Origin of the sequence: Polaromonas sp. (genome assembly GCF_049790275.1) — a bacterium.
In the GTDB taxonomy this organism is placed as follows: domain Bacteria; phylum Pseudomonadota; class Gammaproteobacteria; order Burkholderiales; family Burkholderiaceae_C; genus Polaromonas.
Genome location: NZ_JBAQYR010000083.1, coordinates 1 through 23,540, shown reverse-complemented (window position 1 = coordinate 23,540; position 23,540 = coordinate 1). Strand labels below are relative to the sequence as shown.

Sequence of the window (23,540 nt, the reverse complement as noted above, 5' to 3'; positions counted from 1 at the left end):
CGGTGAACGCAGCCGCCGTGGCCGGGGCGACCGGGGCGATCGGGGTGGTGAACGCAGCGAGCGCGGCGACCGTCCGGCCCGTGACCCTATCGAGCAGGATCTTGCGCTGGCCAACCAGGCCGCCATGGCAGCAGCCATGAACGAAGGCGAGGCGCCACAGCGCCAGGAACGCCCGGCGCAGGACGGCGAACGCCAGCCGCGCGCTGAAGGCCAGGGCCGCCGTGAACGCGGCGAGCGGGGCGAGCAGCGCGGTGAACGTGGCGAGCGTGGCAATGGCCGCCGCAACGAGCGCCGCGATGAAAGCACCGCACCAGCCGATGGCGCACAAGCCGACAGCTTTGATGCCGCACATCCCGCTGTGGTGGCGGGTCTGGACGAAGCCGGCAACCCCGTGGTTCCGGCATCTTCCACCGACGTGCAAGCGCGTCCCGAAGGCCAGGAAGAAGGTCAGGACCGCCAGCCGCGTGAACGCCGCAGCCGCGACCGTTATGGCCGCGACCGCCGCGAACGTGGTGAGCAGCGCAGCGACCAGCCGGTCGATGGCCAGGTTGAAGGTGCCACCTCGGCAGTTGCTGAAAACTTTGAATCAAATCAGGCTGTAGCCCTTGAAGGACATGCGCAGGCAGCTCCTGAAATAGTAGCAACTGCCGCACCTGCACCCGCGATGGCAGCCCCTGCACCAGCACCTGTTGCCGCTGCACCCGCCATCGTTGTGCCTGCGGCTCCCGCTCCTGCCACTGCATCCGCAGCGCGCGCACTGCCGAAGGTCCAGTCCTACGACTTGCCGCTGCAGGATCTGGCCCAGGTGGCCAGCTCTTCCGGCCTGCAGTGGGTCAACTCCGACGCCGGCAAGATTGCCGAAGTGCAGGCCGCCATGGCCGCCGAACCGAAGCCGATTCATGTTCCGCGCGCACGTCCACCGGCTCCGCAGCTGGACAGCGGTCCGCTGGTGCTGGTCGAGACCAAACGCGACCTGCGTGAGATGACCTTGCCGTTTGAGCAGCCTGCTGCGCCGGCTGCGTCTGAACGCGCGGAGTAATCCCTGTCGGTTGTGCCGCTTGGCACTTCAGGTCAAAGGCAGCTTTCGGGCTGCCTTTTTTTCGTCCGGGGTTTTGTGGGTTGCAGTGTTTGCACCGGTAAATCCGGCAAAGCCCCTTTGCCAGCTTGATCGTTTGTTGTGCTTCCCGCAAGCCGGGGGTAGCCCGGCAGCTACTCACTTTCTTTTGCGTCGCTGTACGGACCGGACACATGGTGGACAGGTGTGCGGGGACATGGTTGACACTTTCCGGCGAATCAGCCGGGAGGTCCCTATGCCATGGAAAGCACAGAACGTCATGAGTTTGAAGCACGAATTTGTGTTGCTCGCCCGCCAGGAAGGCGCCAACCGGCGTGAGCTGTGCCGGCGCTTTGAGATCAGCCCGCAGACCGCCTACAAGTGGCTCCAGCGCTTTGCCCAGGAAGGCGCCGAAGGCCTACAGGAGCGCTCCCGCAGGCCCGCAAGCAGCCCAGCCCTCTCGTCCGCTGGTGTTGAGAGCGCCGTCATCGCCCTGCGCCGCCAGCACCCCGCCTGGGGGGGACGCAAGATCAGCCGCCGCCTGCTCGATCTGGGCCAAGCGCAGGTCGCGCCCAGCACCGTCACCTCCATCCTGCACCGCCACGGGCTGATCACAGCCCAGGCCAGCCAGGCGGCCACGCCCTGGACGCGCTTTGAGCGCAGTGAGCCCAATGCCCTGTGGCAGGCTGACTTCAAGGGCCACTTCGAGACCGCCCAGGGCCGCTGCCTGCCCCTGACGGTGATCGATGACCACTCGCGCTTCAACCTGGCGTTGCACGCCTGCGCCAAGGCCACGACCGAGGTGGTGCAAGCCCAGATGGAGCGGGTGTTTAGCCGCTATGGCCTGCCGGTGCAGATCAACTTCGACAACGGCGCGCCCTGGGGATCGCCCAAGGCGCCGGGCCAGCTCAGCGAGCTTGGGGTCTGGCTGATCCGCCTGGGCGTGGTGGTCAGCCACAGCCGCCCGTACCACCCGCAGACCAACGGCAAGGATGAGCGCTTTCACCGCTCGCTCGATGTTGAGGTGCTGCAGGGCCGCAGCTTTGAGAGCCTGGCCAAGGTGCAGGCGGCGCTGGATCACTGGCGCCAGGTCTACAACCACGAGCGTCCTCATGAGGCCCTGCAGATGGCCACTCCCATCACGCGTTACCGGCCCAGCGCCAGACGGCTGCCCGGGCGTCTGGGCAGTCCTGAGTATGCGAGCCGGGACGAGGTGCGAACGGTGGGCTGCAATGGGGAGCTGCGCTTTGGCAATGGCCGCTACAAGGTGACGAACGCGCTTCGGGGCCACAAGGTCGCCATACGCCCACGCCCCAATCAGGACGGTCTGTTCGATGTGTTCTTTGCTCATCATCGCTGCCTGACCATTGACCTCAGGCAGCCGGATAACTTCTAATGAAAACCGTCAACCATGTCTCCGCACACCTGTCCACCATGTGTCCGGTCTATACAGGCGACGCAAAAAGAAAGTGAGTTGCCGCCGGGCAACCCCCGGCTTGCTGGTAAACCACGTGGTCAGCATTTGACGAACGAGCCTCAACGAGTCCAGCCAGGAAGCAGCAGAAGCCATATCCGCTATGAATTCAATAGCTACTCGCGCCTTCGTCCCCTGGGCAAACCCCTTCTTCGACTCGAAGTTTGGTCTGGAACCCGCTCAGAACGCCACCACCGCCTGCACCCAAAGCGTAGGCGACTTAGCCACAGATGCAGGAATCGAGGTCGGCTGCCCACCCTGGGTACGCCAGGCCAGACTGGCCTTGAGCTGCACCGCACCCACATTCGCATTGAGTCCCAGCCCTGCCCCGGCCAGGGCCCGCTTGTTGGCGTTGCCCGGCGCGCCAAAGGCCCGCTTGTTGATCTTGACTTCCCCCATGTCGTAGAAGAGCAGGCCCTGCCAGCTGGGGGTGAAGCTGTGCCGCAGCTCCAGCGTGGCTTTGTAGCCTTCGTCCCCGCCCGCTTCGGCCGTCGGGTAAGCCCGCACCCCGTTGGGCCCGCCAAGGCTGAACTTCTCTGACGAGTCCAGGTTCTTGCTGGCCTGCTGGCCGGTGATTGAGAAGTAAACCAGCGATTCGTTGGTGATGCGCTGCAGCCGGGAGGCGCTGTACGCGACTTTGTTGTAGCTGCCGCTGGTCTGAGCCGAGGCCGCATCAATGGCCAGCGCGCTCGGGGAGTTGATCTGCAGGGTTCCCATGGCTACCGTCAGCTCGGCGCTGTTGATACCGCCGCCGCCCAGCGCGTCCTGCAGTCGGCCTGACAGGCCCAGGCTGCTCACGCCGACTTGCTTGGTTGTCCGGGTCAGGGTGGCATCCACCCGGTCGTCCAGGCGTTTGTCTTCATGCGACAGGGTGCCGTAAAGACTGGCGAGCTGGCTGCGGATGAAAGGGTAGCTGGCAAACACGGAGGTAGAGCTGGCGCTGCCGTGGGCCTGGAGTAGCTCGAACTCCTTGCCGAGTTGGTAACGCACGTCGAAGTAGGCTGCGCCCAGGCGCAGGCCGTCGCTGCCGACGGGCAGCTGGTAGGCGACGCGGCCGAAGCTCAGGCCAGAGCCGCTGCTCAGGGCACTCAGGGACAGCTGGTCGCCGATGCTCAGCGGGCTGGCCAGGTTGAGGTTAGCCCCTGCCCGGTATTCACCGGTGTAGCGGCTGCCGTGGTTGTCTAGCGTGGCGCTGCCGTTGTAGGCGGGGGCGCCTTGCAGGTCGATCAGCAGTTCGGAGGTGCCGACGCTGGCGCCGGGCTGCAGGGTGGCGCGGGACGAAGCCACGCCGGGGGTGTCTTGCAGGATCAGCAGGCCCCGGTCGATCTGCTCGGCCTTGATGACGTCGCCGTCTTTGACGCTGCTGAAGTAGGCGCTGGCGCGGTCGTCGCTCAAGCGGGCCTGGTTGTTGATTTTGTGGCTGGCGATGCGGCCTTCGATGATGGCGATGGTGATAGCGCCGTCGGTGATGTCCTGGGCGGGCAGGTAGGCACGGGCAACGGCAAAGCCCTGGGCGCGGTAGTGGGCGGTGATGCGCCGGGCGGCGGCATTCAGCTGGGCCAGGGAGCGTTCGGTACCGATCAGGCTGGCCACCAGGGGCTCAAGCTGTGAGGTGGGTACTTCCTGGTTGCCGGTGACCACGATGCTTTTGACGAGGACTTTGCCTTGGAGGTCCTGATTCACATCGGCGTTGTCTTCGATGCGCTGCAGGGGTGCGGCCTTGGAGCCGCGCAGCGCCGGGGACGGTTGCAGCTCGCGCAGTACCTGGCCGGCGTCGGGAGTTGGAGGAGTTTGCGCCCAGGCGGCGGTACTTATACCGCAGAGGGCCAGCATCAGGGCGGAGCTTAGGGTGGACTGGGGAAGCCTATGGAAAGTCATGCTTGGTTTTTATTCACAGATGGCGCTGTTCACGCCTCTGGGCATCAATAAACCGCAACTGATGACGCTGACCAGCGAGCTTGACGGCTTGCCGTTGTCACTGCCATTGCTGCTGCCGGTCTCACTGCCATTGCCGTTTCCGCTTGCGTCGTCGTTACGGTTGTCGGGCTCAATGAAACTGTCGGGGCCGCTGGGCGCTTTCTGGCTCTGTGGCCCGCCCTGCTGGAGTCCGGCTCCCGCCACAGACACCATCGCACTGCTGAACGCGTCTGTCACAGCAGGTGGCACCAACGTTGGTGCAACGACGGGCGTAGCGCCGATGCGCAGCACCCCATCCACATAGGCCAGCGTGTAGTTGGCAGCGCTGTAGCCGCCTGGGGTAATGGCGTAGTTGCCGGCAGCACTGGCGCCCTGCGAAGAGCCGCTGTAGGCCAGGGTTCCCGTCAACGCCGACACGCTTTCTCCGGTCACAAAGCCGTTGTAGTTGACGCCATTGCCGCCGCTGTAGGCTGCCCCGTCATATAGCTTGCTGTCGTTGTTGGCCGTCACCGTCAGCGCTTTGGGGGTGATGCTGGCCGTGGTACCGGCCGTGGTGTTCAGCAGGTTGTAGTTGCCGGCATCCGTGCCGCCCAGAGCAATGCCGCTCACGCCGACTGCCTTGCCCACGCCGGCGTTCTTGTCGGCGAAGGATGCGGCACCCGTGACGCTCAGCACATCGCTGCCCAGGCGGTTGTCGCCATAACCCACGGTCGCGGCCGTCGTGCCGTCATACACCTTGTTGACGCCGCTGGCCGTCACCGTCAGGTCGGCTCTGTTGATGGTGCTGGTCGTGTTGTTGGCGTAGGTGACCGCGTAGTTGCCGTTGTTCACGCCGTCGCCCACCGTCACGCCGCTGGTTGTCACCGTCTTGTTGCCCGTTCCCGCGTTCTTGTCGGTAAAGGCGAAGGTGCCGCCCGTCAGGCTGTCGCCGCTGAACAGCGTGCCCGCCGTGACGGTGGCCGCACCCGCAGCCGACAGATTGCTGTCATAGGTCTTGGTGACATTACCCGCGCCCACCGTCAGGCTGGCCTGGGTGATGCTGGCCCGCTGCGTGCCGCCGGTGAAGGTGTAGTTGCTGGCCAGGCCGCTGCCGTCGATCAGGCTCAGGCCGGCGACTGTCAACGTCTTGTTGGCGCCCACGTTCTTGTCGGCCATGGCGGCCAGGCCGGAGAGGCCCAGGGTTTCGCTGCCCACCAGCGGGCCGATGTTCAGCACACCGGCGGCCACGTCGGCCGTGCCGTCATACGTGCGCGTACCCGAAACGCTCACGGCAAACGGGTTGATGGTGCTGGTGGTGTTGTCGGCGTAGGTGACGTTGTAGTTGGCGTTGTTCACGCCGTCACCCACCGTCACGCCGCTCGTTTGCACCGTCTTGTTGCCGTTGCCGGCGTTCTGATCGGTGAAGGCGAAGCTCCCGCCCGCCAAGGTGTCTCCGCCAAACAGCGTGCCTGCCGTCACCGTGGCCGCACCTGCAGCCGTCGTATTGCCGTCATAGGTCTTGGTAACGCTGCTGGTAGTCAGCGTCAGGTTGGCCTGGTTGATCGTGCTGGTGGTGTTGTCGGCATACGTGATGTTGTAGTTGGCATTGTTCACACCGTCGCCCACCGTCACGCCCGCTGCCGTCACTGTCTTGTTGCCGCTGCCCGCATTCTTGTCGGTGAAGGCGAAACTGCCGCCTGTGGCGTTGTCTCCCATGAAGATCGCACCTGCCGTTACCACCACCGCGCCGCTGGCAGCGAAGCCACCGTCGTAGGTCTTGGTCACGTCGGAGGTCGACAAGGTCACATCGGCCTTGTTGATGGTGCTCGTCGTGTTGTCGACGTAGGCAATGTTGTAGTTGCCCGTCACATCAGCGTTGCCGCTGTCCTTGATGGTCAGGCCGCTGGCCTGCACCGTCTTGTTGCCGATGCCGAAGTTCTTGTCGGTAAAGAGCTGGGTGGCGGCGGCGTTGACCGACTCACCCGCGCCGGCGCCTGCCAGCGTTCCGACCGATCCCGTGCCCGAAGCGTTCAGCGTACCGTCGTAGGTCTTGGTCACAGCGTTGGCCGTTACTGTCAGATTGGCCCTGTTGATGGTGCTGGTGGTGTTGTCCACATAGGCAATGTTGTAGTTGCCGGTGACATCTACGTTACCGCTGTCCTTGATGGTCAAGCCGCTGGCTTGCACTGTCTTGTTGCCGATGCCTGCGTTCTTGTCGGCAAAGGCCTGCGTGGCAGCGGTGTTGACGACTTCGCCCGCACCAGCACCGGCCAGCGTGCCGACAGAGCCGGTTCCTGTGGCGCTGGTCGTGCCGTCGTAGGTTTTGGTCACGCCTGTGGCCGTCACCGTCAGGTCGGCCTTGTTGATGGTGCTCGTGGTGTTGTCGACGTAGCTGACGTTGTAGTTGCCATTGTTCACACCGTCACCCACCGTGACACCGCTGGTCGTTACCGTCTTGTTGCCGCTGCCAACGTTCTTGTCGGTAAAGTCGAAGTTGCCGCCCGTCAGGCTGTCGCCGCCAAAAACCGTGCCAGCTGTCACCACTGCCGTGCCTGCAGCGGCCATGCCGCCATCATAGGTTTTGATCACGTCGGAGCTGGATACCGTCAGGTTGGCCTGGCTGATGCTGGCCGTTGTTGTCGCCTGGTCGGTGATGGCGTAGTTGCCCACGTCGGCGCCGCTGTAGCTGCTGGTCAAGGCTACAGTTTTGTTGGTGCCTGCGTTCTTGCCGCTGAACAAGCCGGTGGCAGCCACATTCACCACATCACCTGCAAACAGGCCGTTGTAGCTGGCGCCCGCTGTGCTGACCGTTGCTGTGTCGCTGGCGTTGTAGGTCTTGTCGGCGGCAGTGATGCCGCTGACGGTCAGGTCGGCCCTGTTGATCGTGCTGCTGGTGTTGTCTGCATAGCTGACGTTGTAGTTGCCGCCGTTGTTGCCGTCATTGAGCGTGGCGCCGCCCACGGTCACCGTCTTGCCGGTACCTGCGTTTTTGTCGAGGAAGGCAAAGCTGCCGCCGGTGGCGGTGTCGCTGCCAAACAATTGGGTGCCGCCGGTCGCGGTCCACACGCCGGCAGCGTCGAGCTGGCTGTTGTAGGTTTTGCTGACGTCGGTGGTGGTCAACACCAGATTGGCCGGGGTGATGGTGAGATTGCCGCCGCTGATGTCATAGCCCTGTTGGGTGGAGTAGTAGCCGTTGTACAAGCCCGCATTGCGGCCGCTGGCTGCCGTTCCCAGCAGGTTGGCATCGACCATGGCGGTCGCTGCGGCGGTTTGCGTAGTGCCGTTGTAGGTCTGCGTAATGTTGGGCGCATCGGCCAGATTCAGCGGCGTGAGGAAGCTTCTCAGCAGTGGCGTCGTGTGTCCTTCGTAGATGCGCCACACCGAGCCGCTGCCGCCGGTGGCGGAAATGTTGAAGCCAGCGAAGGTCGAGGCCTGCATAAGCTCGGCTTCGGTCTTGCCGGTCTGGTTGGGCCCGAGCCGCACGTCCGGGTGGACCGTGCTGTTGGCGGTGTTGTAGAACAGGTTGGTATTTCCGGGATTGTCCGCGTCACCAAACAGCCAGACCAGCGCCAGCGAAGAAATGGCGCCGGTGGTGTAGGAATTGACGAACCTCGCCCTCGAATTGGCGACGAAGCCACCGACGCCCCCCAGGGTGCCCTCCAAGCGGGTGACGTTTCCGGTCGCGTAGCAGTCCTCCACCAGCGAGGTACCGCTTCCAAGGACAGAGCCTGCGAACCCTCCGAGGTTGGCATCCGTCCCCTGGACATTGCCCGTCGCATAGGACTGCCGGATGGTCATGTGTTCCGCCACCCCGACAAAGCCCCCCGTGCTTATGAAGCCGAGATATGTCCGTCCCACGGTCACATTGCCCGTCGCGTACGTCCGCTCGACCGTGGTGCCCTCGCCCAGGCGGCCGGCGAAGCCGCCGGTGGTGCTCGCCGCATGGTCAACCTGGCTGACGTTGCCGCTGGCCCAGCTGTCGCGAATGGTGACGAAGCCCCACCCCGGCCAGTATTCGGCCCGGCCCACCAGGCCGCCCGCCGCAGCGTCGATCAGCTGACTCTGCGAGCCCCAGGCGAGGTGGACCCCGCCGGAGGCATGCGACCCGCTGATGCTGCCGCCGGCCATGCTGCCGACCAACCCTCCTACGACACCCCGGGTGCCGTCAACGTCGTCAAACACCCAGCGCCCGGCCAAAGGATCGAAGCGCTCGTTGCCACGGGGCAGGCCTTGCCCGGCTTCCACGTTGCCGCTGGCCGAAGAGTCCCGGATGGTCGTATTGTTGATGCCCACCAGGCCGCCGACGGTGTGGCCGCCCGAGACGATGGCCGAACTGTGGACGCGCTCGACCAGGCCCTGGTTCATACCCAGCGCCCCGCCGGCCACGCTGAAGCCGATGACCTCGGCGCCCGCCGTACTGTCGCGGACCACGCCCGTGACGCCATTGAAACCGGCGATCCCACCGGTGGAGAACGCGAAGCTGTAGATCGGGACGTCGGAGCGGGAGCCTTCGATCAGGCCGAAGTTCCTGCCCGCGATGCCGCCCATGTACTTGGAGGAGCCAAAACTTGCCGTGGAGTTGCCCCCCAGGGCGTGCGGCGCCACTAGCACGTTCTGAATCGTGCCGGTGTTGTCTCCAACCACACCGCCCAGCGCCCACGACGTCTCGATGAGGCCGCCAACAAGGATGTCCGGATTGACGAGGATATTGCGTACCGTGCCGGCATTGGTGCCCGCCAGGGAACCGATGGCGCCGTACCAGCCAGTGCGAACGCTGGCATGCGGTGCGCCCGGCGGCACGGCGTACACGAACGGGGCGAATTCGGCCACGCTGCTGCGCAGCGCGTAGAGATCCAGGTTGCTGACCTTTCCGGAGGCCGCGACCGCACCGAACAGCCCCATGGGCTGCATGCTGTCGAGAACCGGATTGCTGATGGCGTCACCCAGGCTGAGCACGTCCAGGCCCATCACCGCGCGGGAGATGCGGTGGCCCAGCCCATCGAACTTGCCGCTGAAGGCATTGGCGGCGGTGCTCAACGGACGCATGCCGGTGCGCAGGTAAAACTCCCCCCACGGCGACTCGGGCGGCAACAAGGTGTCGGCCCAGTCACCGCCAAACGCGTTGCCGGTGGCCGTTTCGCTGGCGTCGATGTCCGCGCCCAGCACGTACCGGCCGCTGGGGTCGTGCCGCATGCCTTGCAGGTCGGTGGGGGTGCTGGAACCCAACGTGCCCAGGCTGCGGATGATGGTGTACTGCTCGCCGTTGATGTGCAGCGTGCCGCTGGTGTCCAGGTCCACCCGGCCCTCGAAGCCGGTGCCGTCGGCCTTCATCTTCATGTTGAGGTTGCCGGTGGCGCCGGTGTTGAGCGCCAGGCTGGCCGAACCGGTGGCGCTCACCACGGTGTTGACGTTGATGTCGCGCTCGGCAGTCAGCGTGAGCTTGTTGGCGCTCCAGTTCACGGCATCGTTGACGTGGATGTCGCCGTTGCCGGCTGTGGCGCCCTGGACGGACTGGATCTCGACGTCGGTGGTGGTGAGCGCGGCGTTGAGATCGGCGCCGGACATGTCGCCACCGCTGGCTGCGATGGTGTAGTCCTGCGGGTCAATCAGCCACTTGCCGGTCTTGCCTTGCGGCGCCTGGGTGGTGACGCTGGTACCCGTAGCCACCTTGACGTGCGCTGCGGATGTTTCGATAAAGCCACCGTCGCCGCCATTGGGCGCAGATGCATCGAGCGTGCCCGCCACGTTCACCGTGCCCATCTCCATGTCACCCATCAGCAGAATGCGGCCGGCCTTGTTCTGGATGGTGCGCGCTTCAATCACGCCGGTGTTGTTGACAGTGGCCGTGGTCAGGCTGTCCATGGCCCTGGCGGAGAGAAGGACTTGCCCGCCATTGGCCTGAATCAGGTGTTTGTTCTCTGCCAGCGCGTTGATGGCCCCTTGGTCGATGCTGTAGCCGAGTAAGGAGCCGTTGTCGAGATTCAGCGTGACCTTGCCGCCGGCCGCCAGCAAGGCAGTGCCCAAACTGGCAGTCATCACGCCTTCATTGCGCACTTCCGGGGCCAACAAAGCCAGGTAGCCGCCTGGGGCCGCCGTCAGCGTGCCCTGGTTGACGACGGAGCCCGCACCTGAGCCGGAGAACTTGAAATTACCGGACTCGAAGTCGGCATTGCTCATGCTCAGGGTCGAAGCAATGAGGCCGCCGACATTCACCTGCGAGCCCGCGCCGAATAGCACGCCGTTCGGATTGAGAATAAACACCTGGCCGTTGGCGGTGAGACTGCCGAGGAATTCGCTCGGGCTGCTGCCGGTGATGCGGTTCAGGGCGATCGCCTGGGCATTAGGCTGGGCAAAGACCAGGGCTTCGTTGGCCCGGGTGGAAAGATTGGTCCAGTCGATGGCCAGGCGCTGGCTGGCTTGGGTGATGGTGGTGGTGTTGCCTGTAGTGGCGACATTGCCGCTGCCCAGGGACACTGTGGCGTCTGCGGCGTTGGCGGCGTTTGCCTGTGGCGTACACAGGCTCAGGGCAGCCAGCAGCACCAGGGCGGCGCGGCAGGCGGGTTTGAGCGTAAAGCCGTCGGATTCGGTGGCATCGACGACGGTGATATGGCTGCGCGAGGAAGTACCTTTACCGGCACCTTTGGCGGTTTCGGCCACGGCCACACACGCGCCCAGGGCGGCGCTCCAGAGTGTTCTGTAGATGTGGTTCATGGCGAAATCCTTTCCTGAGTGTTCAAAGTCATGCTGGATGGTAGGAAGCAGGGTGGGGGTCTGTCTGTAGAAAGAACGTGCTACAGACCGTGCGGCGGCTGTGCTGCGGCGGCGCGGAGTTTCAGCGCTTGCGCGGCGGGATATGTAAAAGAAATTGACCTACCGCCCTTATTGCACGGGCGCAAGCAGCTACAAAACCAATAGCAGATTCCTTGCATGTCATCCGGGATCCACGCGCCATGAACCACCGGCACGGGTATGCATACATGGATTGCGGGTCAAGTCCGCAATGACAGAGAGGGAAGACGGAAAAGATCCGTTTGTAGAAAGAACGTGCTACATCCCAAGCGCCCTCCTTGCAGCACAATGCCAGTCATGGATGCCCATTCCCCCTCCCCCGCAGCGATTCGTGTGGCCGTGGTGGAGGACGACCTGGGCTTTCAGGCTGCGCTGGGCCGCGCGCTGAGCGCGGCGCCAGACATGACGCTGACGGGCAAAGCCCTCACCCGTGCCCAGGGCCTGGCGCTTTTGCAGGGCGCCCCGGCTGATGTATTGCTGGTGGACCTGGGCCTGCCCGATGGCTCGGGCATTGACGTCATCCAGGCTGCCACGCGGCTGTGGCCGCAGTGCGCCATCATGGTCAGCACCACCTTTGGCGACGAAACCCACGTCATGCGTTCCATCGAAGCGGGTGCGGCCGGCTATTTGCTCAAGGACAGCGACTCCGCTGAAATAGCCGACGAGATCCGCAGCCTGGTGGCGGGGGGCAGCCCGATCAGCCCGATCATTGCGCGCCAGGTGTTGCGGCGCTTTCGCACCTCTCCGAATGAAGCCGCGGCCGGCGGCGCCGGAGCGAACGAGGCACCGGCGCCGCAACCACCCGGCGATGCACCGGTGTCTTTGTCTCCGCGCGAGCGCGAGGTGCTGAACTACATCACCAAAGGGTTCACGGTTGAGGAGATCGCCAGGCTGATGCAGGTGTCGCGCTACACGGTGCTGAGTTTTGTGCGGCGCATCTACAGCAAGCTCAAGGTCTCTTCCAAGGCCGAAGCCATTTATGAAGCGCGCAACCACGGCCTGCTGGCAGACTAGCACCGGGGTGTTTCTGGCCCTGGCGCTGTTTGCCGCGCTGCTGGCCGGCAGCAGCGCCGCCGCCCAGCCAGCGCCCTACCCGGTGATTCATTACACCACGGCGCAAATGCTTGAAGCGCCTGGCCCGGCAGGGCCGCTGGAAGCTGTGGTCGATGCGGGCGCCCTTGGCACGCCATGGCGCGAAGTGGCACTGCCTTATGCCTTCGCGCGCGAGCTTGTGCCCCAGGGCGGCACCCCACGGGTGACGACCCGCTGGTTCCGCGTGCAGGTCGGCGGCATGGACGCGCCCGGTGACACGGCGCATTTTTACCTCAAGCGCTGGCAAACCGCGGGGCAGCTCGCCGTGTATGCCGATGGCCGCCTGATCTACCGCTCACTGGGCAGCCCGGCCTGGAACCTGTTTCGCCACCCGGGCGTTTTCATACCTCTGAACCAAAGCGCACGCGTGGCCGCGCCGACAGAGATTCTGGTGCGGATGGACAGCCTGCAGGGTGCGGGTGGAGCGCTCTCGTCTTTTTACGTGGGCAACACGCAGGCGCTGCTGTCGCACTACACCGTGCGCGAATGGCTGGAGTACCAGTTGCCCTTCATGAGCAGCGCGGCCTTCCTGGTCATAAGTGTTTTCTGCTTCTTCGTGTGGCTATGGCGGCGCAAGGACCCGCTATACCTTCTGCTGGCAGTGTTCTCGGTACTGCAAGTGCTGCGGCGTTGGCATTTTCACACCGGGCTGGAGCGCCTGCCGGTCAGCGACGCCTGGTTCGGCTGGATCACACTGAACGCGCTGGCCTGGCAGATCATGATCATCCATGCCTTCCTGCAAATGCTGCACCGCCAGCCCATGCCGAGGCTGACTCGAGCCCTGCTGGCGCTGACCCTCCTGTTCAGTATCTGCACCTTGCCGCTGGGCCTGCCACTACCGGCGCTGGTGCTGCTGCGCCCGGCGCTGCAGCTGCTGTTGATTTCGATGGTGGTGATAGTCATCATCGCGGGCCTCTGGCATTCGGTGCGCAGCCGTTCGCCAGACGGCATGCTGCTGAGCTTCGCTATCGCTGTGGCGGTAGGCTTTGGTATCTACGACTGGCTCAAGGGCCAGCAGTTCATTGACATGGAATGGTTCTACCTTACGCCCTACAGCGCGACGCTGCTGCTATCGACCCTCCTGTTCATCATGCTCAGGCGCTACCTGGGCGCGATCAGCGAGGTGGAACAGCTCAACACCGGCCTGGAGCAGCGTCTTGGCGCCAGGGAAGCCGAGCTCGCCGACAGCTATGAACGCCTGCGCAAGGTGGAGCACGAGCAGATGCTCAGCAACGAGCGCCAGCGCATGATGCAGGACATGCATGACGGCCTGGGCTCCTCGCTGACCAGCGCCATTCGCTCAGTCGAACATGGCGCCATGAGCGACGCCGAGGTGACGCAAGTCCTCAAGGACTGCATGGACGACCTCAAGCTCGCCATCGACTCGATGGAACCGGCCGAGGCCGACCTGCTGCTCCTTCTGGCCACACTGCGCTTCCGGCTGGCATCGCGCATCAAAAGCGCCGGCGTCTCGCTGCTCTGGGAGGTGGAGGAACTCCCGGCACTGGACTGGCTGGACCCGTCCGCCGCACTGCACATCCTGCGCATCGTGCAGGAAAGCGTGGCCAACATCCTGCGCCACACGCGCGCCACCGAGATCCGGGTGAGCACCGCGGTCGAGGGTTCAGGCGTGCAAGTCATCATTGAAGACAACGGCCAGGGTTTTGATGTCGAAAAAACCTTGAATGAAGCGACCGGCCGCGGCCTGCACAACCAGCAGCGTCGGGCGCTGGCGATTGATGGCACGGTGGCGTGGACTTCTGGCCCGGCGGGTACACGGTTTACCTTGTGGTTGCCTTTGCAGCGGGTGGGGTCTGGGGCTTTGCAGCCGGACTTGTAAGGGAAATCGGCTCTTTGCCCTTATTGTACGGGCGCAAGTAGCTACCAAATAGATAGCAAATTGCATCATCCCTCGACTGTCATCCCGAAGCCTGATTCGGATCCATGGCCGCGCAACGCCGGGCGGCTGGTCAAGGTCGTGCTGGATATTGGGAAGAAAAGAAGGGCCTGTCTGTAGAAAGAACGTGCTACATCCCTGGCGTGCCGCCCGCCGGAAAATGCCGTTCATGGACACACGCCCCTTCTCCCCTGTCGCAACACGTGCGACCTTGGTGGAGCACGACCTGAACTTTCAGGCTGCGCCAGGCCGCGCGCTGAATGCGGCGCCTGTTGCATAGCCATTTCATAAGGAAGCCGCGATGAACCAGTCGAGTCCGGTACTGCGGGAACACGAGGCGCCCGCCGTCACGCCGATCCACGTTGCCATCGTGGAAGACGACCTTGGCTTTCGCGATGCTTTGGTCCGGGCCCTGCTGGTCGCGCCGGACATGCGGCTTGCAGGCATAGCGGGCTCGCGCGCCGAAGGCCTTGCCCTGCTGCGAGGGCCGCCGGTTGATGTGTTGCTGGTTGACCTGGGCCTGCCCGACGGCTCGGGTATTGACGTGATAGGAGCAGCGGCTCAGCACTGGCCCGGTTGCAGCATCATGGTGAGTACCCACTTTGGCGACGAAACGCATGTCATCCGATCCATCGAAGCGGGTGCGGCCGGCTATCTTCTCAAGGACAGCTCACAGGCAAAAATAGTGGCCGAAATCCGCAGCCTGGCCAGCGGCGGTAGCCCCATCAGCCCCATCATTGCGCGGCAGGTGCTGGCACGTTTCAGGCCCGTTGCTCCGGTGAGCGGCGACGGTAGCGAGCCAGCGGGCAACGCGCCACTACCGCTGTCGGCCCGGGAAAAAGAGGTGCTGGACCTCATCACCAAGGGCTTTACCGCGCATGAAATTGCCAGGCTCATGGATTTGTCCCATTTCACCGTGCGCACGTTTGTGCGGCGCATCTACGCCAAGCTGAAGGTCAGCTCCAAGGCCGAAGCCATTTATGAAGCCAGAACCCGCGGCCTGCTGGAGGGCTAGAAATCCGCCGGCGGGATGGCTTGTGGCCTGGGTGCTGGTTTGTATTGCCGGCTGCGGCCAGGCGCCGGGGGATGGTGCCGCGATTCAAATCAAACGCGCCCAGATGCTGCAGACGGCGAGCATGGGTTTCACGCCTGCGCCGTCCACTGTGGATGCCACGTCGCTGCCGCAGGAGCTCTGGCAGACGGTTGCCTTGCCGCATATGGCGCCGCGGAAACCGCCACCCCAATCACCGTACGAGACGCCCACCGTCACCGAGTGGTACCGGCTTGACCTGGACGGGATGGGCCCCTGGCCGGAGGCACCCTTTCTGTACATTCCGCGCTGGAAGAACGGTGGCCACATTGCTGTTTACGGCGATGACAAGTTGCTGTACCAGACCGAAGGCAGCCTGACCTACAACGGCTACAACCGTCCGCTGCTGATACGGCTGGCAAACGGGGCGACGACGCCCTCGCCGGCTGCCGTGCTGCTTCGCCTCACACGCCAGCCCGGCAACGGCAGTGCAGTGTCCACGGTGTGGGTCGGCGTGGCAAAGTCCCTGGCCTGGCGTTACCAGATGCGCCACTTCCTGCAGATCGAGTTGCCCTTCATGGGTGCCGCTTCCTTCCTGGCGGTCGGATTTTTCTCATTGGCGATCTGGCTCCGGCGCCAGCACGAATGGCTCTATCTGCTGTTTTTTGCCGCGTCGGCGATGGCGTTTCTGCGCATGTTGCACTACTTCATAGGGGGCAGCTACCTGCCCATGAGCGACGCCTGGTTCAACTGGCTCACGGTTGCGTCGCTGCTGTGGCTGATTGTGCTGGTCAACCACTTTCTGGAGCGCCTGCACCGGCGGCCGCTGCGCTGGCTGACCCCCTCGCTGGTGGTGGTCACGCTGCTGTGCAATGCGGTGACCGTGCCGGGCGCCCTCACCCTGATCCCCGACCTGAACCTGATCACGCCGGCGCTTTACCTGACCTTGCTGCCCCTGGCTCTGCTGATTTTTGCAGACGCCTTGCGCCATGCCTTGCGTTCCCGCGAGCGGGAGGTTGAGCTCATGGCCGCCTGGGTTTTTTTTACCGTGGCCAGCAGCGTGTACGACCTTGCGTTGCAAAACAACTGGGTCAGCCCGGAAGGCCTGTACACCAACCCCTACGCGATCATTGGGCTGTTCGTCATGTTCAGCCACATCATGTACAGGCGCTACACAGGCGCAATTGGTGAGGTGGAGCGCGCCAATGCCAACCTGGCGCAGCGCCTGCAGGCACGCGAGAGCGAGCTGGAGCAGAGCCACCAGCGCCTGCGTGCTGTGGAGCAGCAGCAAATGCTCAGCAATGAGCGCCAGCGGCTGATGCAGGACATGCACGACGGCCTGGGCTCGTCGCTGACCAGCGCCATACGCTCTGTAGAGCGCGGCGGCATGAGCGATGCCAGGATGACGCAAGTTCTCAAGGACTGCATGGACGACCTGAAACTCGCCATCGATTCGATGGAGCCGGTGGAAGCCGACCTGCTGCTCTTGCTGGCCACACTGCGCTTCAGGCTGGAGCCGCGGCTGGAGGATACTGGTGTTGCGCTGTTGTGGGAAATAAATGAGTTGCCAACACTGGACTGGCTGGACCCGTCGGCCGCGCTGCACATCCTGCGCATCGTGCAGGAAAGCGTGGCCAACATCCTGCGCCATACGCATGCCACCGAGATCCGGGTGAGCACTGCCAGCGAAGGCGCGGGTGTGCAGGTGATCATCGAAGACAACGGCCAGGGCTTTGACGTTGAAAAAGCCTTGAGCGAGGCCACCGGCCGCGGCCTGAGCAACCAGCAGCGCCGGGCGCAGGCTATTGACGGCACGGTGGCGTGGATTTCAGGCCCGGCGGGTACGCGGTTTACGTTGTGGTTGCCGTTGCAGCGGGCGGCTGCAGTGGCCTTGCAGCCGGATCTGTAAGCGAAATCTGGCTCTAGCCCTTATTACACGGGCGCAAGTAGCTATCAAATAAGTAGCAAATGACATCCTCCTTCGTCTGTCATCCCGGACTTGTATGGATGCCTCCCGGATAGCAGGAAGAATTTGTGCGGTGCTGCGAAGCAATCGCACTGAGTCACCCAGCTTGCTTTCGGCTTGTAGCCCACCAAATCGATCCAGACACCCCTTTGCGGTCTGTGATCGGCGTGTGGGGCGGCCTCAGTCAAGGACATTGTCTGACAGTGTCACGGCCTGCCAGACGGCACCCGGTGCAGGTGCTGGGGTTACAACAGAGTGGTAACGAGTGTCGCGCTCGTCCCCTCACCAGTTAACTCCCAAGGAGAGACTCATGTACCCATCCACCACCACTCCCCTCACTACGACCCGGCCGCCTGACGCCGAGCCGGTAGACAAAGACTTGGCCGAGCAAGCCCGGCCAGGCCACGGCGTTCCGTCCCAGGATCCTGAGCCTGCAGCACAGACTCCCCTGACGGCTGCAGAGTCCGACCGCGAATCCAAGTCGGTATTGATGGGCGGTGGCCTGATGGCCGGTGCGGCTACCGGCGCAGCCGTTGGCGCCGTATTGGCTGGCCCGGTCGGTGTGCTGGTTGGCAGCACCGTGGGTGTGGTCGCTGGCGCATTGGGTGGGGCCGCTGCCGGCTCCTTGGCGGCGCCGGAGGATTCGGCCAGCGCCATCCCGGGGCCAGCAAAAAAGTAAGCCCCGCACGCCAGCGAGATGCGGCGTGAAAACTTGTCCTAGGAGTCTGGGCGGCAGAAGGAACGTCGGCTGCAAAGTGACCGCGACGGTCCATTTTTCACCGGCTTTTTGCCCCATAGCTACGGCTATGGCACTGCAAATCCGGCAAAAACTGGCCTCGCCGCGGCCACTTCTCGCTTCGACGCCTTCTGCCGCCCAGACTCCTAGCCGCGGCAGATAAGCGCTCAGGTCCGGCTCAGGTTTTCCGGGTCAAGGGCTGCCAGCCCGCAAACTTCGGGTAGTGGCGCTTCACCACCGGGCCATCGAAGTCCCAGGCCAGGCATTTGCCCAGGTGGTATGGCGGTTCGGTGCTCTCGGTCTCAGGCAGGCCGGCCTGGCGGCGCAGACGGCCGCGGTAAGCGGGAATGGTCTGGTAGGCCGCGGTCGCCATGTTGAACAGCAGTTCGCGCAGGTGCGTGCAGCCGCGTATGCCGCCCAGCGCCCGCTCGATGGCAAAGCGCCAGCCCGGCCCCATGGTGACGCCCACCATCTGCTGCATCGGGTCCGTGCCCTGCCCGCATTCGCCAAAGGGCGTGTGGTCCATGGCGGCAGAAATCTCGCGGATCGTCATGCTGTCGTCCACCGTCGCACGGATGGCCATGCCGTGGATGGGTGTGCCAGGCGGCATGGCGCCGCGCTCCGAGCGCTCCAGCGCATAGGTTTTGGTGTCGGTCAGTTCGCCCTCGATGTCCCACAGGCCGTCTTCGCGGTGGTAGCCGCGGTAAACAACGGCGCGGGTGTGTAAATGGGTTCGGGCTTGGGGTGCAGGCAGGGGCATGGTGGAGCTTCGTTGGGCAAACAGCCTTGATTTTCCCAGAATGCCGGCCCGGATGCCGGCCGCCCACTGTCCGCCAATTGGCCCTGCCGGCATCGCCACTGTAAGAAACGCCGCGCCACGCCGACCAAGCATCATGGCCACAATGGCCCGAGCACAAGGAGACTCCATGAAAAGCCGAAGAAACGTCCTGAGGAATGTCCTGTCAGGCCTTGGCACCTTGTCGGCCGCCCTGACGGGCATGCGCGGGCTGCTGTCAGGTACCGCCGCGCATGCGGCGCGCACCTACGAGCTCATGCACAGCGACGAAGAATGGAAAAAACTTCTGCCGCCCGACGCCTACCGCGTCTTGCGCAAGGCCGGCACCGAGCGGCCCTACAGCAGCCCCCTGAACAAGGAAAAACGCGCCGGGGTTTACAGCTGCGCGGGCTGCGCCCTGCCGCTGTTTTCCTCAAGCACCAAGTTTGAAAGCGGTACCGGCTGGCCCAGCTTCTGGCAGCCGCTGGACAACGCCGTGGTGGAAGAAACCGACACCACCCTGTTCATCAGGCGCACCGAGGTGTTGTGCCGGCGCTGCGGCGGGCACCTGGGCCACGTGTTCAAGGACGGCCCCAAACCGACCGGCTTGCGTTATTGCATGAATGGGGCAGCCCTGGCCTTCAAGGTGGCGTGATCATGCGCAACTCATTGATTCTCATGATTGGCGGCGTCATCGCCATGTCGGCCTGGGTCTATGCGAGCAGCGGCGTGGACAACCGTGCCGCCATGGAAACCGCCGTCCAGCTGCCCGCACCGGCCTTCGATACACCTGCCGCCACGCAGGCCGCGCATGAAACCGCCGTGTTCGCCGGTGGCTGCTTCTGGGGCGTGCAGGCCGTTTTCCAGCACACCCGGGGCGTGCTCAGCGCTGTGTCCGGCTACGCCGGCGGCGACAAGGCCAGCGCGCGCTACAGCATGATCGGCTCCGGCCGCACCGGGCATGCCGAAGCCGTGCAGATCACCTACGACCCGAAGCTGGTGTCTTACGGCAAGCTGCTGCAGATCTACTTCTCGGTGGCGCACGACCCGACACAGCTGAACCGCCAGGGGCCTGACACGGGCACGCAGTACCGCTCAGCCATTTTTTACCAGGATGCCCGCCAGCAGCAGGTGGCCGAGCGCTACATCGCGCAGCTGGAAGCCGCCAGGGTGTTTCCCCGCAAGATCGTGACCCAGCTGACACCGCTGGCGCCGCCGCTCGCCTTCTACCCCGCCGAGGACTACCACCAGGACTACGCCACCCGGAATCCGCGCCAGCCCTACATCGTGCGTTTCGACCGGCCGAAGATCGCCAACCTGCAAACCATGCTGCCCGAGCTGTACCGCGACAAGCCGGTGCTGGTGCTGGACGCAACCAGCGCGGCCAGGTAAGGCCGGCCGCCGCTTCACCGCCCTGACCTGCGTCAGCGGTGTGTCCTCCTGCGGCCCGCGGATCCATTCCCGGGCCGTGCTGCATCACCGCTGGCAGGTGCCGACCCGGCAACAGCCAGGCCAGAAAAAAAATTTCCGATCCCTGTAATAAACGCCAGGCTGCCGCGACCAACGACCAGTTCAGCAAACCACAGGCACGAGGATCCCACCATGAACCCCGCCAAACAGACGATTCACCCCGCGTGGCTACCGCTCATGCACTGGCTCAATGCCCTGGCGGTTGTGGTCCTCATCATGAGCGGATGGCGCATCTACAACGCCACGGCCTTCCTCGGCTTCTCCATTCCCGGCGAGCTCACCCTGGGCGGCTGGCTGGGCGGTGCCTTGCTGTGGCACTTTGCGGCCATGTGGGTGCTGGGTATCAACGGTCTGCTTTACCTGGGATTCAATATCGCGACCGGCCGCCTGTGGCGCAAGTTTTTCCCGCTCTCGCCGCAGGGCCTGGTAACCGACCTGCTGGCCGCCCTCCGGGGAAAACTGGCGCACGCCGACCCGCAGCACTACAACATGGTGCAGCGCCTGGCCTACCTGTTCGTCATGGCCGACAGCGTGCTGCTGGTGCTTTCCGGCCTGGTGCTCTGGAAGTCGGTGCAGTTCCCGCTGCTGCGCGAGCTGATGGGCGGTTATGAAGGCGCGCGCCTGGTCCACTTTTTTGCCATGGCAGCCCTCGCCGCATTTGTGGCGATCCACCTCGTCATGGTGGCGCTGGTGCCGCGCACCCTGCTCTACATGGTTCGCGGCCGCTGAACCGCCGCCCACCGCTTGATTGCCGCAAGGAGTTACCCCATGATCATCCAGCCCCCTCCCCGCATGGACATCGACGGCGCCGCCGTGCTCGACGAAGCCGTCCAGCGGATCGCCCACGCCCACAAGCTCGGCAGCAGCCGGCGCAGCTTTCTGCGCGCCTCGCTCACTCTGGGTGGCCTCTCGATGCTGACCGGCTGCGTGCTGGACGACAGCGAGGGCATCAGCACCGCCCTGACCCGGATCTCGCGCGTCAACGACGACGTGCAGGGCTGGCTGTTCGATCCCACCCGCCTGGCGCCCACCTACCCCGAATCGATGATCACGCGCCCCTTTCCGTTCAACGCCTATTACGGCGAAAACGAGGTCCGCCAGGTCGAGGAAAACAGCTACCGGCTGGAAGTCACCGGCCTGGTCGCCGACAGGCGCAAGTGGTCGCTGCCCGAGCTGCGCGCCATGCCGCAGATCGACCAGGTCACGCGCCACATCTGCGTGGAAGGCTGGAGCGCCATCGGCAAATGGGGCGGCGTTTCCTTTGCCAGCTTTCTGCGCCAGGTCGGTGCCGACACCAGTGCGAAGTATGTGGGCTTCAAGTGTGCCGACGACTACTTCACCAGCATCGACATGCCCACCGCGCTGCACCCGCAAACCCTGCTGGCACTGACCTACGACGGCCAGGTGCTGCCGCCCAAGTACGGCTTCCCGATGAAGCTGCGCATGCCCACCAAGCTGGGCTACAAGAACCCCAAACACATCCAGGCGATTTTTGTGACCAACACCTACCCTGGCGGCTACTGGGAAGACCAGGGCTACAACTGGTTCGGAGGCAGCTGAGCTTGCTCAGAGCCCCTGACACAACGGCAATCCTGCCGTTTCATTCGACGATTGATCCACCCAAACGCAAGGAAATACCATGAACAAACTGACCTCTTCCCTTCTGTCTGCCTGCCTGCTGTTCGCTGGCGCCAGCGCTTTCGCCCAGGATGCGATGAAAAAAGACCCTATGGCGAAAGACGCCATGGCCAAGGACGCCATGAAAAAAGATGCCATGGGCAAGGACGCGATGAAGAAGGACTCGATGAAGAAAGATGCCATGAAGAAAGACCCGATGGCCAAGGACGACATGGGCAAGGACGCGATGAAGAAGTAATTTCTTCCCCGCAGGGCGGCGCAAGAAAGTGGAGGTGCCTGACGGCCTCCTTTCTGATCCGCGCCGCCCGGGCTTGAAGCTCCCGCGCTGCTGCGCCAGAATCAGCGCATGGCCACCTCGACACCTCTTTCACCTCAGGACACCCCCACCCTGCGCATCGGCGAGCTTGCGCGCCTGAGCGGGCGCAGCGTGCACACCATTCGCTGGTACGAGGCACAGCGCCTCATGCCCGGCGCCGCGCGCGATGCCGGCGGCAGGCGCGTGTTCTCGCAGGCGCATGTGGAATGGCTGGGCCTGATCAGCCGCCTGCGTGCTTCGGGCATGAGCGTGCGCGACATGCAGGCCTATGCACGCCTGGTGCGCCAGGGCAAGGCAACGCTGGCCGATTGCCGCGAACTGCTGCTGCAGCACCGCATGAAAGTGCAGCAGCGCGCGGACGAACTGCGTGATGCCGTGGCCCTGGTGGACCACAAGATCGCGATGTATGACAAGTGGCTGGCGCGCGCTGCCAGTAAATAAGCAGGCCCGCAGGGCATGGATAGCGGATCAAGCCCACAATGCCCCCTTCAGGCGTCATTTGAATTGCCGCTCAGGCCGGCGCGTCCAGCGCCGCGTCCACCAACTGCGTGTCCATGTACTCCACCAGCTCCTTGAGCTTGCCGCCTTCCAGCCGGCAGACATAGCAGTAGGTGTTGTTGTAGGGCTTGCCTTTTTTGGTCATTACCTTGCCGCGGCATTCCACCGCCACCTTGTCGCCATCGGCAATGATGTTGATGGCCTGGTTGGTGTACTGGCCCTCGAACTGGGCAAACAGCGGGCGAAAGAGTTCTTCGCGCACCACCTGTTTGCCCTCGTAGCGCCGCGACCAGGCCGTCTTGCCCGGCAGGATCCAGCAGAAGTCGTCGGCCATGGCGTCCACAAAGGGCTTGCCGTTGCCTCTGGCCAGCTCGTCAAAGATGGTCTGCATCAGGTGCCGATTGCTGTCGGTCAGGGTCTGCGTAGTCGTTAAACCCTGGGCGTTGGCTTGCTTGTACATGGGAGGTCCTTTTCATTCCAGAAAAATTGAAGAGAACCCGATTGGAAAAGCTGAAGTGCACTCGAGGTCAAGCGCTGCGCGGAAATAATTTCTGCTAACGCGCAGTACCGGCCGGCAGCACCGGCAGCTCGAACAGCGGCACGCCAGGCGGTGTTTCAGAGGCGGATGGCTCCGCACGCTGCACCGGCTCGGGCTGTGGCACCGGCAATACCGCGCCGGCCGGCGCTTCACCCTCGGCCACGGGAAGCGATGCGGCGGCCGGATGAATCTGGATGTTCACGTACTTGATGGGAGGCGGCGAAAACTGGCCCAGCGCGGGTCCCTGACCGCTTGGTGCATGGAGCGCCTGGGCGGTGCCCGGCACCCATGCCGGCTCGGTGCCGTTCACCTCCACCAGCGGCATGCCCGGCGCCAGCGGGTCCTGCCCGGCGGGTGGCGCGGCGGTGCTC

Annotated in this window: 16 protein-coding genes and 2 pseudogenes; 13 read left to right on the top strand and 5 right to left on the bottom strand. The window is 64.2% G+C overall.

Features of this window, described 5'->3' with window-relative positions; genetic code table 11:
* Window positions 1-1,039, top strand: a pseudogene (locus WA904_RS10970) (Rne/Rng family ribonuclease); the annotation flags it as partial.
* Between the two features lie 271 nt (window positions 1,040-1,310).
* The gene (locus WA904_RS10965; protein WP_425197157.1) at window positions 1,311-2,450 is read left to right on the top strand and encodes an IS481 family transposase; all 1,140 of its coding nucleotides are present in this window, start codon (window positions 1,311-1,313) and stop codon (window positions 2,448-2,450) included.
* 258 nt (window positions 2,451-2,708) lie between these two features.
* On the opposite strand, the gene WA904_RS10960 is transcribed toward WA904_RS10965, so the two are convergent.
* Together WA904_RS10960 and WA904_RS10955 are read right to left on the bottom strand one after the other, a co-directional pair.
* Complete coding sequence (locus WA904_RS10960; RefSeq protein ID WP_425197156.1) at window positions 2,709-4,361, bottom strand: ShlB/FhaC/HecB family hemolysin secretion/activation protein; 1,653 nt, start codon at window positions 4,359-4,361, stop codon at window positions 2,709-2,711.
* Between the two features lie 54 nt (window positions 4,362-4,415).
* Window positions 4,416-11,135 (bottom strand): YDG domain-containing protein, encoded by a 6,720-nt coding sequence (locus WA904_RS10955; RefSeq protein ID WP_425197155.1) that lies wholly within the window; start codon window positions 11,133-11,135, stop codon window positions 4,416-4,418.
* Between the two features lie 375 nt (window positions 11,136-11,510).
* Here WA904_RS10955 and WA904_RS10950 point away from each other — a divergent pair, with 375 nt between their 5' ends.
* The 5 genes from WA904_RS10950 (at window position 11,511) to WA904_RS10930 (ending at window position 17,877) form a co-directional block, all read left to right on the top strand.
* A complete protein-coding gene (locus tag WA904_RS10950) occupies window positions 11,511-12,227 on the top strand; it encodes a response regulator (protein WP_425197154.1) in 717 nt (238 codons plus the stop codon).
* Window positions 12,193-14,145, top strand: a complete 1,953-nt coding sequence (locus tag WA904_RS10945) for a sensor histidine kinase (RefSeq protein ID WP_425197153.1) — start codon at window positions 12,193-12,195, stop codon at window positions 14,143-14,145. Before WA904_RS10950 ends, WA904_RS10945 begins: the two co-directional genes overlap by 35 nt.
* A gap of 358 nt (window positions 14,146-14,503) precedes the next feature.
* Window positions 14,504-15,217: a response regulator gene (locus WA904_RS10940; protein WP_425197152.1), complete on the top strand. Its 714-nt coding sequence runs from the start codon at window positions 14,504-14,506 to the stop codon at window positions 15,215-15,217.
* Entirely contained in the window at window positions 15,183-17,141 is a 1,959-nt protein-coding gene (locus WA904_RS10935; protein ID WP_425197151.1) for a sensor histidine kinase, read from the top strand. The genes WA904_RS10940 and WA904_RS10935 overlap by 35 nt, the downstream gene beginning before the upstream one ends.
* A gap of 367 nt (window positions 17,142-17,508) precedes the next feature.
* Window positions 17,509-17,877, top strand: a complete 369-nt coding sequence (locus WA904_RS10930) for a bacteriocin (RefSeq protein WP_425197150.1) — start codon at window positions 17,509-17,511, stop codon at window positions 17,875-17,877.
* 235 nt (window positions 17,878-18,112) lie between these two features.
* Here WA904_RS10930 and WA904_RS10925 read toward each other — a convergent pair whose 3' ends face one another.
* A complete protein-coding gene (locus tag WA904_RS10925; RefSeq protein ID WP_425197149.1) occupies window positions 18,113-18,694 on the bottom strand; it encodes a DUF2889 domain-containing protein in 582 nt (193 codons plus the stop codon).
* Between the two features lie 166 nt (window positions 18,695-18,860).
* On the opposite strand from WA904_RS10925, the gene msrB reads away from it, so the two are divergent.
* The 6 genes from msrB to WA904_RS10895 all read left to right on the top strand — a co-directional run bounded on the left by msrB (window position 18,861) and on the right by WA904_RS10895 (window position 22,574).
* Window positions 18,861-19,364 carry a peptide-methionine (R)-S-oxide reductase MsrB gene (msrB, locus tag WA904_RS10920; RefSeq protein ID WP_425197148.1) on the top strand — a complete coding sequence of 168 codons (504 nt, stop codon included), beginning with the start codon at window positions 18,861-18,863 and terminating at the stop codon, window positions 19,362-19,364.
* A gap of 2 nt (window positions 19,365-19,366) precedes the next feature.
* Complete coding sequence (gene msrA / locus WA904_RS10915) at window positions 19,367-20,101, top strand: peptide-methionine (S)-S-oxide reductase MsrA (protein WP_425197147.1); 735 nt, start codon at window positions 19,367-19,369, stop codon at window positions 20,099-20,101.
* A gap of 210 nt (window positions 20,102-20,311) precedes the next feature.
* On the top strand, window positions 20,312-20,908 hold the full coding sequence (locus tag WA904_RS10910; protein ID WP_425197146.1) for a cytochrome b/b6 domain-containing protein: 597 nt from the start codon (window positions 20,312-20,314) through the stop codon (window positions 20,906-20,908).
* A gap of 39 nt (window positions 20,909-20,947) precedes the next feature.
* Window positions 20,948-21,739 carry a molybdopterin-binding protein gene (locus tag WA904_RS10905; RefSeq protein WP_425197145.1) on the top strand — a complete coding sequence of 264 codons (792 nt, stop codon included), beginning with the start codon at window positions 20,948-20,950 and terminating at the stop codon, window positions 21,737-21,739.
* Between the two features lie 79 nt (window positions 21,740-21,818).
* The gene (locus tag WA904_RS10900) at window positions 21,819-22,055 is read left to right on the top strand and encodes a pentapeptide MXKDX repeat protein (RefSeq protein WP_425197144.1); all 237 of its coding nucleotides are present in this window, start codon (window positions 21,819-21,821) and stop codon (window positions 22,053-22,055) included.
* Between the two features lie 108 nt (window positions 22,056-22,163).
* Complete coding sequence (locus WA904_RS10895; RefSeq protein ID WP_425197143.1) at window positions 22,164-22,574, top strand: MerR family transcriptional regulator; 411 nt, start codon at window positions 22,164-22,166, stop codon at window positions 22,572-22,574.
* A gap of 70 nt (window positions 22,575-22,644) precedes the next feature.
* Here WA904_RS10895 and WA904_RS10890 read toward each other — a convergent pair whose 3' ends face one another.
* Together WA904_RS10890 and WA904_RS10885 are read right to left on the bottom strand one after the other, a co-directional pair.
* Complete coding sequence (locus tag WA904_RS10890) at window positions 22,645-23,091, bottom strand: nuclear transport factor 2 family protein (RefSeq protein ID WP_425197142.1); 447 nt, start codon at window positions 23,089-23,091, stop codon at window positions 22,645-22,647.
* Between the two features lie 94 nt (window positions 23,092-23,185).
* Window positions 23,186-23,540, bottom strand: a pseudogene (locus WA904_RS10885) (hypothetical protein); the annotation flags it as partial.